10 protein-coding genes are annotated in these 14,260 nt (G+C 44.7%); 3 read left to right on the top strand and 7 right to left on the bottom strand.

Going from position 1 to position 14,260, the window contains the following annotated elements; translation table 11 throughout:
• Nucleotides 1-236 precede the first annotated feature (236 nt).
• The 3 genes from QT979_RS27405 to QT979_RS27395 form a co-directional block, all read right to left on the bottom strand.
• Entirely contained in the window at nt 237-2,201 is a 1,965-nt protein-coding gene (locus tag QT979_RS27405; protein ID WP_333312239.1) for an ABC transporter ATP-binding protein/permease, read from the bottom strand.
• Between the two features lie 207 nt (nt 2,202-2,408).
• Nucleotides 2,409-3,266, bottom strand: coding sequence for a DUF1361 domain-containing protein (locus tag QT979_RS27400; RefSeq protein ID WP_333312238.1), 858 nt, complete (start codon nt 3,264-3,266; stop codon nt 2,409-2,411).
• A 253-nt stretch (nt 3,267-3,519) separates the two neighbouring features.
• Nucleotides 3,520-7,800, bottom strand: coding sequence for a PAS domain S-box protein (locus QT979_RS27395; protein WP_333312237.1), 4,281 nt, complete (start codon nt 7,798-7,800; stop codon nt 3,520-3,522).
• A 520-nt stretch (nt 7,801-8,320) separates the two neighbouring features.
• Here QT979_RS27395 and QT979_RS27390 point away from each other — a divergent pair.
• Nucleotides 8,321-9,688 carry a TldD/PmbA family protein gene (locus QT979_RS27390; RefSeq protein WP_333203857.1) on the top strand — a complete coding sequence of 456 codons (1,368 nt, stop codon included), beginning with the start codon at nt 8,321-8,323 and terminating at the stop codon, nt 9,686-9,688.
• Nucleotides 9,689-10,242: 554 nt separating this feature from the next.
• Entirely contained in the window at nt 10,243-10,401 is a 159-nt protein-coding gene (locus QT979_RS27385; protein ID WP_333213888.1) for a hypothetical protein, read from the top strand.
• A gap of 193 nt (nt 10,402-10,594) precedes the next feature.
• On the opposite strand, the gene pirA is transcribed toward QT979_RS27385, so the two are convergent.
• Both pirA and bioF read right to left on the bottom strand, forming a co-directional pair.
• Nucleotides 10,595-10,744, bottom strand: coding sequence for an arginine synthesis PII-interacting regulator PirA (gene pirA / locus QT979_RS27380; RefSeq protein WP_172185012.1), 150 nt, complete (start codon nt 10,742-10,744; stop codon nt 10,595-10,597).
• Nucleotides 10,745-11,028: 284 nt separating this feature from the next.
• A complete protein-coding gene (bioF, locus tag QT979_RS27375; RefSeq protein ID WP_333312236.1) occupies nt 11,029-12,201 on the bottom strand; it encodes an 8-amino-7-oxononanoate synthase in 1,173 nt (390 codons plus the stop codon).
• Nucleotides 12,202-12,267: 66 nt separating this feature from the next.
• Between bioF and QT979_RS27370 the strand changes: the two genes are divergently transcribed.
• Nucleotides 12,268-13,203 carry an exopolyphosphatase gene (locus tag QT979_RS27370; protein WP_333213885.1) on the top strand — a complete coding sequence of 312 codons (936 nt, stop codon included), beginning with the start codon at nt 12,268-12,270 and terminating at the stop codon, nt 13,201-13,203.
• A gap of 123 nt (nt 13,204-13,326) precedes the next feature.
• Here the strand turns inward: QT979_RS27370 and QT979_RS27365 are convergent, their stop codons facing one another.
• Nucleotides 13,327-13,560 (bottom strand): hypothetical protein, encoded by a 234-nt coding sequence (locus tag QT979_RS27365; RefSeq protein ID WP_333213883.1) that lies wholly within the window; start codon nt 13,558-13,560, stop codon nt 13,327-13,329.
• Between the two features lie 11 nt (nt 13,561-13,571).
• Nucleotides 13,572-14,260, bottom strand: a 689-nt coding sequence (locus QT979_RS27360; RefSeq protein WP_333312235.1) for a glycosyltransferase family 4 protein, incomplete at its 5' end; no start/stop codon positions are given.

Genomic DNA, 14,260 nt, shown 5'->3' with positions numbered 1-14,260 from the left:
AATATTTGCCCAAATGGAATTATCGAGCCGTACCCCAACCTGAGTAATTCATTAAGTTATTTATTTTTCATTCCTAATCTGCATTAATTGTTGCTATTTCCCTACCCCTAAAACCTATTGTAGAGTGGAGGCGCGACGCTTAATTTATAGCAACCAACTATAAATCTCCAACCGCACCACAACCCACCGCGAACCAACAACCGGGTAAATTCACAATTCTTGAAAGCAGGGCTGTATCAGCTAAAATTTGTCGCACTAGCGCGGTATTCTTGCGCCGAAAGCAGCCGCCAACTCCCATCGCCCAGAAGTTCCAAAACCTGTTGGTGATATTTCACTAAACTCAATCGGTGACCGACACTCACAAACGTAGTTTTAGTGGCTTGCAACTGCTCGTATAAATGTTGCTCGTTCTTCAAATCCAAAGCACTGGTCGCCTCATCCAAAATAGTGTATTTCGGTTCCGTCAATAACAATCTAGCAAAACCTAAACGTTGCTGTTCTCCCAGCGACAAAATCTCACCCCAATCTAAATCCGCATCAAAACCGCCCAATCTGTCCGGCAAATCTGCTAAATTTACTGATGCCAAAACCCGGCGCAATTTTTCCTCATCAACCTCGCTCCTGCTGTTGGGATAGAGAAGTTGCGATCGCAAACTACCCAAAATCATATAAGGACGCTGTGGCAAAAACAGCATTTTCTCCAATTCCGGCCGCGCCAAACGGCCAGTTCCCGATTCCCACAAGCCCGCAATTGCCCGCAGCAAAGAACTCTTCCCAGCACCGCTTTGACCGACAATTAACAGTCCTTCACCGGGCGGCACGGCTACCGACAAATCCCTAATCAAAGTCTTTTGATGGTGCGGAGTATCTAAAGTAATGTGTTCCAGTTTCAATTGCGAACTTATAACTGTATCGATTGTTCTGAAGTCGAGTTGAACAGGACTTTTTTCACATCTTAAAGACTCATTAAACGTGGCTAGACGATTAATTCCGGCTGCAAACAAACTCAAGCTTTCAATGCTATATACAACGAAAGAAAAAGCCTCAGAAACCTGACGAAAAGCAAATTCAGCTTGAGTAATATCGCCGTATCTGATCTCACCTGCAAAGTAGATAGAAGCCAGGAATAAAGAGGGAATAATATAAGTCGCATATCTATAGCCAACTCTAAAATATCCCAGATTCCGCTGCCAACCAATTAGGAAATTAAAGTTCCGAACTGCTTCTAAAAATCGGTGTTTCACCTGAACAGATTCCTGTGCTTCTCCCCGGTAAAAAGCAATTGATTCTGCATTGTCCCGAATGTGAACCAATCCATAGCGAAAGTCAGCCTCTTTGCAGAGCTGATTGAAGTTCAAAAATATCAACCTTTTGCCAAAAAATACCATGACTGTCGTGCCAAAGACAGCATAAATAATTAGTCCGATCGAAAGACTTTTGGAAATAGACCACAGAATGCCTGTAAAAGAAATAATATCGATAACTGCTCCCAATATCAGCAGCAAAAACTCTAAACTTGTGCTAGTGAAAGATTTGATATCTTCAGCAATCCGCTGGTCGGGATTGTCGATTTCCTTCTGAGAGTTAATTTCGTAATAAGCGCGGTTTTGAAAATAACTACCCAGGAAACTCTCAGTCATCCATTCTCGCCAGTACAATCCCAGTTTATCTTGGGTATAGCCGTAAATAACAACTATCGGGGTACTGATAATAAAAACTCCAGCATAAACCCACATAAACCGCCAAAAAGTAATATGATCTTTTTCAGACAGTGCGGTCGTAAAAAAATTACTAATATAGCTAATGACTACGTTAATTCCGCTAACAGACAGTGACAAGAATAGCAGCAGAGCTAACATTATCCACTGTTTCCAGCGCGGTATTAATTTGCTTTTGAAATAAAAAAAAGCAGTCAGCGGGAGGATTAGCATTAAACCAACGATCGCAATTGTCGGTGAGTAGATAATTCCTTTGATCAAAGTAGCTAAGCCAGCCGCAACCCCATTAAAAGCATCGGGAAATAAGACTTGAGTACCCAAACATACAGCACTGACGAACACAAACATCGCAGCGAAGAGAAATATCAACAACAGCGCCACTAATCCCAAAAATACCCTGCCTCCCCCAGGCTCTAAAGGATAAAAGTAAGGTTGAGCGATCGCAATAAATCTCTGCCACAACTGACGGTCAAATCGATTCATCTTTGCTGTTTACAAAACTACTTTGACTGTTCTAACATATCAAGTCTTGTGACAAACTGCAGCAGTAATTTATTTCGGAGTTTAGCGAAAAAAATTGTCTCACCCACAGACGGAAACTTGTTTTCCTAGTTAACTGGTGAGAAAAATTTTGGGAGCTTAGTTCAAGCTCTTAGATTCATCTGTGGAGTCAATCGTTTAATCTCAAATCTAAAATCTCAAATCGATGGGATCAGAAGGAGTGGCGCTTTCGCCGGAAAAGTCCGACTGCAATTTGCTGCTGTAAAATCGCTGGCTAATCCCTAAAATTACTTGTTTCATTAGCCAATACAAAACAGCAATCACTACAAAAGTTACAGCCATTACTAAAACCGGACGCTTGCCTATCAAATCGTTCATTACTGTGTTAACCAGCGCATCGGGGTTAGTAAGAATGTCCCAAGTGTTGAAGCGGATAAATCGCCCTAAATAAATGCCGATCGCCGAAAGTGCGTGTATAGTTATCTCTGTTCCCAGGATAAATTTACTCCAACCCTGTTGCTTCAAATAGTAACCCAGATTCATCACCGACAGCACGTAAGCCCCAAACCCGATCAGCATAAACGCCAGATACTGCGGGATCAAAGCTAGAGTCACAGTCCACACCGAGTTCCCCTCTTTAATCTGCTCGATCAGGTGAATGATATCAGTTAAAACATAGGGCGCATTGGGCAAAAATGCGATAAACCAGAAAAAGCCGCCCCACCACCGGAGAGAGCGAACTCCGCGCTGCCGCAGTACCCAGATGTCTACAGCCATCAATGCCAGCGTAATCACGATCGCCCCCAAAACGTAAGTTTTGCCCACATCTTGCACAATATGCTTCAGATAGCCTAAAACATGGCGCATACTGGGCAAAAAAGTAGCGCCCAGGAGAATGCCCGTACCCCACAGCAGCCAGCGCGATCGAGGTTTGCGGAACAGCCAAAAACTCAGGCCCAGCGGTACTAAACCCAAAAACAAATTCCAAGACATCCAGCGGACATTGTGTCCCATTGCTTGCAGGGCTTCCAGGATTAATCCCATCATGTCAATTTTTATACAATTAAAGGTTTGATGCAGCACCGCTTCGTTAGCAGCTTCAGTCTATTTTAGTCGTTAACTTGTAGGGTGCGTCAGCTTATCGCGGCGCGCCTGAAAATCAATAACTGCTGACGCATACTAGCAGTGTGGACTCAATCTCAAATCTAAAATCGACTGACGAACCCTACCACTGTGGAGTTAATTCTCAAATCTCAAATCTCAAATCTCAAATCTCAAATCTCAAATCGACTGGCGCACTCTAGTATTTATCCACTTTGTGGATCGGAATCTCAATCTTAAAAGTTGTCCCCCATCCTATGGACGAAATACAGTCAATCTTGCCCTGGTGCTTTTCCACCACAATCGAGTGCGCGATAGACATTCCCAAACCCGTACCTTTGCCCACAGCTTTTGTAGTAAAAAACGGGTTAAAAATGCGATCGACTATCCCCTCGGGAATTCCCGTACCGTTGTCCGAAATTTCTACCCTAACAGTGTTCTGGGGAGTTACACCTGTGGAAATAGCAATCCGTCCACTCTTTGTCTCTGATTGTGGAACCGATAACTGGTGATATCGTTCTTCAATAGCATCAATTCCATTAGCAATAATATTCATAAACACCTGATTCAGTTGGCTCGCATAGCACTCCACCAGTGGCAGTTTTCCAAACTCCTTAACTACTTCAATTTCCGGGCGACTCTCCCGACTCTTCAAGCGGTGCTGCAAAATTAACAAAGTGCTTTCAATTCCCGCGTGAATATCGACCGGCTTCATTGCCGATTCGTCCAGCCGCGAGAAATTTCGGAGGGACAAAACAATTTGCCGGATGCGCTCGGTTCCTACCTGCATCGAGCCCACAAGTTTTCTTAAATCCTCAGCCATGAAGTCCAAATCAATCTCTTGAATGCGATCGACAATTTGTGAATTAGGTTCGGGATACTCCTGTTCGTAAAGACTCACCAGATCGAGCAACTGTTTTGTATACTGGTTGAGATAATCAATATTAGCGTAAATGAAGTTAACTGGATTATTAATTTCGTGAGCAATCCCGGCAACTAATTGCCCCAAAGAAGACATTTTTTCAGTTTGAATGAGCTGAGTTTGAGTAGAGCGCAATTCCAGGAGCGCCGACTCTAAATCTCGAGCTTTTTCTCTTTCTCGCGCTTCGCTTTGTCGCAGTGCTTCCTCTGCTTGCTTGCGAGTCGTAATATCCTGGGAAACTCCAATTATTACCTTAGCCTGACCCTCCCCATTCCTACTAAAAATAGTATCGCGACTTTGCAGCCACAAAAATTGACCGTCTACTGCCTGCACCCGGTACTCAATTTCTCTAGTTTGGCCATCTTCCATTCCTGCAAAGCTGGCGTGATGTTTCACGATTTTAGGCAAATCTTCCGGGTGTATTAACTGAGGCATCAGTGACGAATCCATCGCTGTAATGTCGTCGCTGGTATAGCCCAAAAGCTCGATCATTGAAGTATTAGTGTAGATATTTCGCTGTTCTTCCAAGTCGTAGAGATACAAAATACCGGGAGTAGCCGATGCTACTTTTTGAATGAACTGCTGACTTTCTTGCAAAGCTAACTCAGCTTGTTTGCGATCCGTAACATCAACCGCGATAGCGTCCCAAATAATATCACCGTTTTCTTTAGCTTCAGGACGCGAAATTATCTGAAACCATCGAATTTTGCCGGAAGGTAGTACGAATCGTCCTTCCCAGTGCCAAGGTTGCAAAGTTTGGGCTGAAATAGCAACGGATTGGTCATGATTTTGGCGGTCATCGGAATGAATTAAATCTGTAATCAAAGCCGCATTTTGCATAACAGCTTCGGCTTCTCGCTCAAACATTTCTCGGCAAGCCGGACTCATGTAAGGGAAACTGAAAGAGCTATCTGTACGCAATACAAATTGATAAATTACTCCCGGCACATTACCCGACAGCTTTTGGAATCTTGCCTCGCTTTCCCGTAGTGCTTCCTCTGCTTGTTTGCGCTCCGTAATGTCAGTAATTGAACCAACCATGCGGACTGCTTTTCCAGATACGTCCCACAAAGCTTGTCCCCGACTCAATATCCATTTGTAGGCGCTGTTGTAGCACCAGCAGCGGTATTCGATGATGTAATGCGGCGTTTTCTTGTTTAAATGGTCTTGGAGAGCTTGCATTACTAAGGCTAAATCGTCGGGATGCGTACCCCTGTTCAATTCGTCAAAGTAATCGAGAGTTTCGCTGTGTTCGTATCCAGTTATTTCTTTAAATCTATCGGACAGGAATAGTTCCCCTGTTTGCAAGTTCCAGTCCCAAATGCCGTCATTGTTGCCTTTGAGTGCTAACTGCCAGCGTTCTTCAGTTTGCATCAATTGAGCAGTTCTATCTTTGACTCTATTTTCTAGTTCTTGATTGAGCTGTTTCAGACTTTCTTCTGCCTGGTTGCGTTCGATCGCAATTCCTGCTAAATTCATCGCGGCTTCTATCAATTGCAGATCAACAATTGGGGGGTGGCACGGTTGGGAATAATACATTCCAAAAGTTCCCAAAACTTGACCCTGAGATGAGAAAATAGGAGTAGACAAGCAAGCCCTCAGTCCAAAACTCAAGGCTAAATCTCGATAATTTTCCCACAAAGGGTCGCTGGCAATATCTGTAACGATCACCTGTTGGCGGGTAAACGCAGCAGTGCCGCAGGAGCCTACCTCCGGGCCGATGGGTCTGCCATGAATAGCAGCATTGTAACAGTCGGGTAAACTGGGCGCGGCTCCGTGCAGTAAATGTTTGCCGTCTGGAGCTAGAAGCAATATCGAACCGATGACATCTCTAGATTGCAGCTCCATAATTTCAACTAAGGTATTTAAAGTATCGCCAAGAGGAGCGCCCTTAGCAATCATTTCTAAAATTTGTTTTTGACCGGTCAACCAATTTTCAGCTTGCTTGCGCTCCGTAATGTCGCGGGCTACCCACAGAGCAGTTTTTTCTTTCAGTGGTGAAATGGTACCGGCAAACCACTTTTGTACGCTGGCAATTTCCAGGTGATATTCAAAAGTACAGGTTTGATTTGTAGCGAGGGCGGTGCGAATTTGCTCCAGAAAAAATTCTCCCTTTTCTGGAGGGAATAAATCGTTAATTTTTTTACCGGCAAATTCCTCCGTCTCTTTGTATAATAATTGGGGATTGGTCGGGGCAACTTTCAGGAACCGTCCCTCAATATCGAGTTCAAAAATTACATCGTTCATGGCAGCGAACAAAGCTCGAAGTTCCGATTCAGAAGCTTGTAGAGCGATTTCAGCTTGTTTGCGATCGCTAATATCCGTCCCGATACAAAGCAGTCCTGCCACATTTCCCTTCGCATCTAGTAAAGGTTTATTTGTCCACGCTATCCACACCCTTTCTCCATTGCTGCGGATGTTTTCATTTTCGTTTTGGAAGTATTTTTGCGACTGTGCCAAACAGTCTCGAATCTTTGTCGCGAGGTCACTTTCAAATAACTCTGTTTTCGGTAGAATTGTGCCGATCGCACTTTTGCCGATGATTTCTGCTTCTGAATACCCGAAAAAAGTTTCAGCAAACTCGTTAAAAAAAGTAATCTTGCCTTCACTGTCTAACTGCACAATCATGCTGTTAGCATTCTCAACTAATTGCCGATACTTAACTTCGCTCGATCGCAGTTTCGCACGGCCGTACACCCAGTTAAAAACCGCCGCCCCGCTCAAAAGTGCCAGCAAGCCACCTCCAAAAAGCAGCCAGCCCCGAAACGGCGAATTCGCAAGCCATCCTCCCGCCGGAATTGCTGCCAACTGCCAGGAACCGTTGGGCAAAGTCACTTCCAGCAGCACGGGATGGTGTTGAAAAATTGACTCGTCACCGAAAAACACTGGGCCGGAGGCTCCAGTCCCGTCTTTGCCCCGCAGAGCGTATTGCAGCTTCGCTGAGGAGTCGTTGAGTCCTGCTTCCTCAATCAGGGAATTTTTGTCGATGATCAAACCTGTCAAGCCCCAGTAAACTCCTGTTTCAGGCTCGGCGCCGGAGGGTGTGAGAAAAATCGGCGATCGGCTGATCAAAGTCTCGTCCCCCTCCAATAATTTCACGGGCCCGGCAAGCAAAGTTTTTCTGGTTCGGATGACCTCTTTGACCATTTGCCGCTGTTCGGGTAGCGCCGTCAAGTCAACCCCGATCACCGCTTCATTTCCCTCCCGCGGGTAAATGTAAGCGACCGTTGTGCCTTTAACTAAAGTTATGGCGCGAATGCCCGGTTGCTGTCCGACCAGAATTCTCGCCGTCGCTGTAAACTCGGCTTCGGTGATGTTTGGGTTGTTGGAAAGGTAAGCCCCCAAACCCCGCATCAAAAACAGGCGGGAATTCAAAGATCCTTCCAGCTTAGAACGGACTGTGCTAAGCCGATCGAGCGTGGTAGCGCGGTTGTAGTGAAAAAACCGCCGCTGTTCCGATCGATCTAAAATGCCAACTCCGACCAAAATTGCTATTGATGCCGAAATAGCTGCTAAATACGGTGAAATTTGGAATTTTTTAACCTTAAAGTATTCCATCTGCGGGGGGTTAAGGTATTTTTTTACGTCTTTAGATAGATTTAGTTTAGTTTGATTTCTCTAGGCAAATCCAAAATTTTCGGCATACCGGGCTTTTCGCAAGCGGGCGCGAGTTTGTTGTGTTCGAGGACGCCCGTCGAACGCGGGCGATCGCCAAGCCTCTCATCATTAATTCTATGGAAAAAGTTTTAAATCTACAATCGACTGACCGAAAGTAATGTGGTCATAAGCCCCCGGATTCATTCTTTCGCAGACTCAGGACGGAGACTTTAAAAAGCTTTGCATCTTTCCTAAAAAGCTCGCGGGTTCATTCCTTCGCAGGCTGAGGACGGGATCAATCTAAAATCTAAAATCTAAAATCTAAAATTGGTTGACTCGCCCTCGATCGGGTAGGGCGCGCCATAATCCCCCACCACAGCGGTGGGGGAACGCGCACCCGAAAGAGGGGAGTTATTAGCTAAAATAGGATTAGCAATAATTTTTTTCAGCGCTACGGCTAATCATTCATAGGGGCAATTTGATGCAAGAACAGTTGATGGAAGCGATCGCACCTTACCGTGATCGCGTAGATTATCTAGAAGTTCGCCTCGAACAAAGCGAGTCAACTGCGATTAGTTTTCGCGGCCCTCAGTTAGATGCTGTCAACCGCAGTTTTAGTCTCGCCGGCGGCATCCGCGCCTGTCACAAAGGTGGCTGGAGTTTTGTAACTTTTAACGGTTTAGATGAGTTAAAAGACCGCATTGAAGAAGCTGTAGTGCAGTCTCGTTTGGTTGGCAGCGAAAAAACTCTACTAGCAGATGTCACCCCGATTCAAGATTATGTAGCGGTGGAATTGGGCCGCGACCCGCGCTCTATTACTCTAGCCGAAAAGCGGAAATTGCTCGAATCTTATAATCAGTTGCTGTTAGATTATGACCCACGAATTCAGACGACAATGGCAGGTTACAGCGACAGATTTGGGATTACTTATTTTGTGAATTCTCAAGGTACTTGCATCGCTCAAGAGCGCTTGGACGTGACCGGGCGTTTCGGGGCGATCGCCCGTGGCGAGGGTGGTGTCGTCCGCCAAGGGTTTGAGTCGATTCACTCGCGATCGGATTACAATGTCTTGACAAATATTGAAGATCGTGTTAAAAGTGCTGCCGTTCGAGCTGTAGGCCAACTAGAGGCAAAATCGGTGAAAGGCGGTCAGTATCCGGTGATTTTAGACCCTTATTTGTCGGGAGTTTTTATTCACGAAGCTTTCGGGCATTTGTCGGAAGCAGACGGCATTTACGAAAACCCAAAAATGCAGGAATTGTTGACTTTGGGCAAGCCTGTGGCGATCGAACAATTAAATGTAATTGACGACGCCACTGTGCCGGGATTACCGGGAACTTTAAAATATGACGACGAAGGTGTGCCGGCTCAGTGCAAGCATTTAATTAAAAATGGAGTTTTAGCGGCTCGAATGCACAATCGCGAGACTGCGGGCAAAATGGGCGAAAGTCCGACGGGAAATGCCAGGGCTCTGAGTGCTACTTTTATGCCTTTGGTGCGGATGACTAATACTGCGATCGAGTCTGGCGAACATTCTTTTGACGAAATGGTTGCGGACATTGACGAAGGAGTTTATGCAGTGCGGATGTTGGGAGGACAAACCAACGGCGAAATGTTTACCTTTGCGGCGGCTCAAGGGTTCATGATTCGCGACGGCAAATTAGCCGAACCGGTGAGCGATGTCACTTTAAGTGGCAATGTATTTCAGACTTTAAAGGATATTGAGTCTATAGGAAACGACTCGGTTTATGCTTACGGCGGTTGTGGTAAAAATGGCCAGAGCGGTTTGCCAGTAAGCGTCGGCGGTCCCCATTTGCGGATTAAAAATGTCGTCGTCGGAGGAAGATAATCATTAGTCATTAGTCCTTAATTATTAGTTCAAAACTTACGCAATTGGCACATGGTGAGGGCGCGATCGCGCCCTCACGCCTCACCTTAACCAGTGCGGGACACTGACAAGTTGACAAACCACTGAAAATCTACTATTGAGGGCTTCAGCGAGGTCGTCCGGTGTTTGGGAGACTTCAGAAATTACAGAGAAATTGGGGAAGTGCGATCGCGATTATAGACTTTACCAGGCTTTCCCCTAATTTTTTGTTTAATTCCCCTTAAATTTCTTTCATCTCTACCCGATTATTCAGCCTAATGGGAATCTCAATCACAAATTATGCACCCGGTTCTGTTGGCTGTGATAAACACTTCAAATCTCCGCCGCGCTTCTCCACCATAATCTGATAGGTAATCAGATCATCCCAAACCAGTGTCTTGACCCGCAGGTTCAGTTGTAAAGAAAGGACTAAATCGATGGGTTCTTACCTAGCTTGTTATTCCCAGCCCATTGTCTTTCACACCGATTCTTACCCCATCCTAATTCAGCATAGAAGTACAAATCGTAATCGTACCATGGTCATTTTTAATTTGCTCGGAGGTGCGTTTTTGGTCATAGCAATTCAAGGCATGAATCGCATTGCTCAGCAAATTCATAAATATCTGATTCAACTTACCGACATAACATTCTATTTTTGGCAAATCTTTTTGGGACGAGGCGCACTCTACAGATAGAGTTTGTGCGTACAGGAGTGTTTCCTCTTTCTTCTTCCTTCTCAATAAAAAATCCCGGTTTCTTCAAGAAACCGGGATTTTTCCTACCAACTAAGAGAGGAGTCAAAACTTCACAGGTAGCGGTTGCCGGAATTCTGCATTTCTCGCACAACCCTCTAAACCAAACTACGGGCAAATTCTAGTTGCAGCTTCTTTAAAGCTGTCTCATTTCCTCTTCAAGCACCCGAACCAAATCTTGATTGCCACTGGATCTCGCTACTTCTATGCGGTGCATCAGTTGCTTGTGAATGTTAGCCCGGTGGGTTTCTGCTACTTTTTTTACGTTTTGACGATTTGTGTTCATGGTGGACGTTCCTTATATTAAATTTGGTGTACCTGCTACTTCTCTAATATAGCGCTAAATTCCAAAAAGTATCTAAATTTACAAAAAATTTACAGTTGTTGACCGATCGACAAAACTCCTGTATAAGATTGGTCATAAGTCAATAGCGATATCTTGACAATCAGAAGTCATTAGGCCGATGCCCGATGCCCGATGCCCGATGCCCGATGCCCAATGCCCAATGCCCGATGCCCGATGCCCAACATTTACATTTAGTCAAGCGGTGCGCGGTACGCACCCTACATTTACTCAAAACTCAAAACTTGCTTCAGCGCCTCTCCCAACTGCTGAATGTGTGCGAGCTCGTGAGTTGCCATCAGCGAAATCCGAATTCGACTCACGCTTACAGTCGGAGGCCGAATCGCCGGAGCAAAAATACCCATCTCCTTGAGTTTGCTGCCGACTGTTAAAGCGGAGGCTGCATCTTTTAACGGAAGAGTGAAAATTGGGGAGAGGGAATTGGTAATTGGTAATTGGTGATTGGTAATCGCGCAATATTTGAAAGTTTCGATATTTTGTCGCAACCGAACTCGGCGTTCTGGTTCTTGCTGTACAATTCTCACAGCTTCCAAAGCAGCCGCCGCATCAGCAGGCGTCAGTGCTGTAGTATAAATCCAAGTCGCAGCTCGATTACGCAGAAAATCAATTAAAGCAGCAGAACCCGCAACGTAACCACCTAAACTTCCCAAAGCTTTGCTGAGTGTACCCACTTGAATCAGTGGTGTTCCCGTACACCCGAAATGTTCTGCACAACCGGCACCGCTAGCACCGAAAACTCCTGTAGCGTGAGCTTCATCTACTAATACCATGCAGTTAAAGGTTTCGGCCACAGCCAACAACTGCGGCAGCGGACACAAGTCCCCATCCATGCTAAAAACGCTATCGGTAATAATTAAACACTTGCGGTATCTGGCGCGATTTTGCTCTAGCTTTGTCTTTAAATCTTCAAGATTGCAGTGACTGTACTCTATGGCAGTTGCACCGCTGAGTGTGGCTCCGTTTTTCAGGCTCGAATGGTTGTACTTGTCAGATAATATCAAATCGCGCTTGCCGACAACGGATGCGATCGCCCCTAGATTCGCCAAATATCCCGAACTGAATACTAAAGCATCTTCAGTTCGTTTTAAATTAGCAATAGCTTGTTCTAGCTGTCGGTGCAAATCGCGGTGTCCGCTGACCAACCTCGAACCCGTCGCACCCGTACCAAATTCCTTAGTTGCAGTCATAGCAGCTTGAATTAACCTGTCATCCCCTGCAAGTCCGAGATAATCGTTGCTGGCAAAGTTAATCAGGCTGTGGCCCGATAACTTTACCACAGGCCCAGGGGAACTGTCGATCGATTGTGGCGATCGATACCAATCGGCACGGCGAACTGTGTCTAGGGCCTTCTCTATCCAAGCGTAAGGGTCTGCGTTCATATTGGAAAGCGATCGGGTAATACGTTATATTAGCTGGTGATCAGTTCCTCCCTATCACAGAAGCATATGCCACTCACTAAAAAATACAGATTAGTCACCCGCAGCGATTTTGACGGTCTTGTCTGTGCCGTTTTGCTCAAAGAACTCGATATGATCGACGAGATTAAATTCGTGCATCCTAAAGATATGCAGGATGGGAAAATCGAAATAACAAATAACGATATTAGCACCAATTTACCCTATGTTGATGGAGTTCATCTAGCTTTCGATCACCATTTCAGCGAAACTCTTAGACACGAGAAAATCAAAATTAACCACATCATCGATCCCTATGCAGCTTCAGCAGCTAGGGTACTGTACAAATATTATGGAGGCAAAGCAAAGTTTCCTGATATTTCTGAGGCGATGATGGCAGCCGTTGACAAATCAGATTCCGCTCAATTTGCCCAAGAAGAGGTTCTGCATCCACAAGAATGGGTGTTGTTAAACTTCATCATGGACGCCCGAACTGGCTTGGGAAGGTTTAAAGAATTTACGGTTTCCAATTATCAGTTAATGATGCAGTTAATCGATTACTGCAAAAATCATACCATCGATGAGATTTTGCAGCTTCCTGATGTAAAAGAAAGAGTAGACCTCTACTTCGAGCAAGAAGAAAAATTTAAAGAGCAAATACAGCGATGCGCCAAAGTTTATAATAATTTAGTTGTTTTGGATTTGCGTAACGAAGAGGTCATTTACGCGGGGAATCGTTTTGTAATTTATGCTTTGTTCCCTCAGTGCAATATATCGATTCACGTACTTTGGGGACTGAAACAACAAAATACTGTTTTCGCAGTTGGCAAGTCAATCTTTAACAAAACTTCTAAAACTAATATTGGGGAGTTAATGTTAAGGTATGGTGGCGGTGGACACCAGAATGCCGGAACTTGTCAGATTGAGAACGATCAAGCTAGTCAAGTTTTGAAAGAGTTAATTTCCCAGATAGAGCAAAATGGTTAAACTGGCTTTATCTTTTTTGCAGTCAGGACTTGAGTCTTTGATTATTTATTTTAATTCTCAGCACTAAAGTCCTTACTACAAACAGGGATTTTTAGGACTGAAGTCCTTACTGCCAAAGGGAGTTTAGTCCTCAAGGTTTTGCTCTGGCGGGTTCTGGGCATTGAGATTTTCGGAACTGTTGCCTTTTACTCGTGGCAAATGGTCTACCAAACCCATATCAAAAGCGATATCCGGCAACTCATCAGCGTTATATTTTCCTGGCTCAAACAATCGCCCGGGAGTAAAACAAGGCTGTTTCAATCGTACCACCTCCCCCGGAGAAAACATTCCCCTAAACATTTTGCGTTCGAGTCCCATAATTTCGGCTCCTAAAACAATTGTCGCATTAATTTTAGCAATTTTTGAGCGGCAGTTTCCCAATTAAATAAATCCGCCGTCTCTCTAGCTTTTTGAGCTACGTGAAAACGCATCGGGTCTTCAACAATTTTTCGCAACTGTTCGCGAACAGACTGAACATTTGGTTCTGCCCACTGAGGAGAATTTCTGATTTGTAGATACTGAGTATCGTAACAGTTTCCTACGGGAGTTAGATCGTAAGCAATGGGATAGCAGTTTTCAACATTGGCGTACTCAGTCGGGCCACCATACATAGTCATAGCAACGGGCAAACCTGCTGCAAAGGCATCTAAAATTTTAATCGCAAAACCCTCCCCGCGAAACGGAGCTAAAAAAGCATCGGCTGACAAGTATAAATCAGCTAGTTCTGCTTTATTATAAAATTTAGGGATGATCAGAATTTTTGCCTTTAACTTGCCGAGCTGCTTTTCGATATTGGCGAGATGTTCCACTATAACATCGGGATTTTTCCCTCCATCTTTGATTATTAACTCTACCTTAGAATCATCTTTAAACTCTTCACAAAAAGCTTGAATAGCCAGATCCGTGCCAAATCTATAGAAATCAAAAGAATTGGTCATGTGCCATTGGTGACAAGTTAAGGAAAAAGGGAAATTGTCAAGGGTAGTATTTGCATGGGTCTGGGATCGTGGGAAACTTA

This window comes from Microcoleus sp. w2-18bC1 (assembly GCF_036700365.1).
In the GTDB taxonomy this organism is placed as follows: Bacteria; Cyanobacteriota; Cyanobacteriia; order Cyanobacteriales; family Microcoleaceae; genus Microcoleus.
The sequence above is the reverse complement of the archived record's forward strand: the minus strand, read 5'-3'. Positions and strand labels throughout refer to the sequence as shown.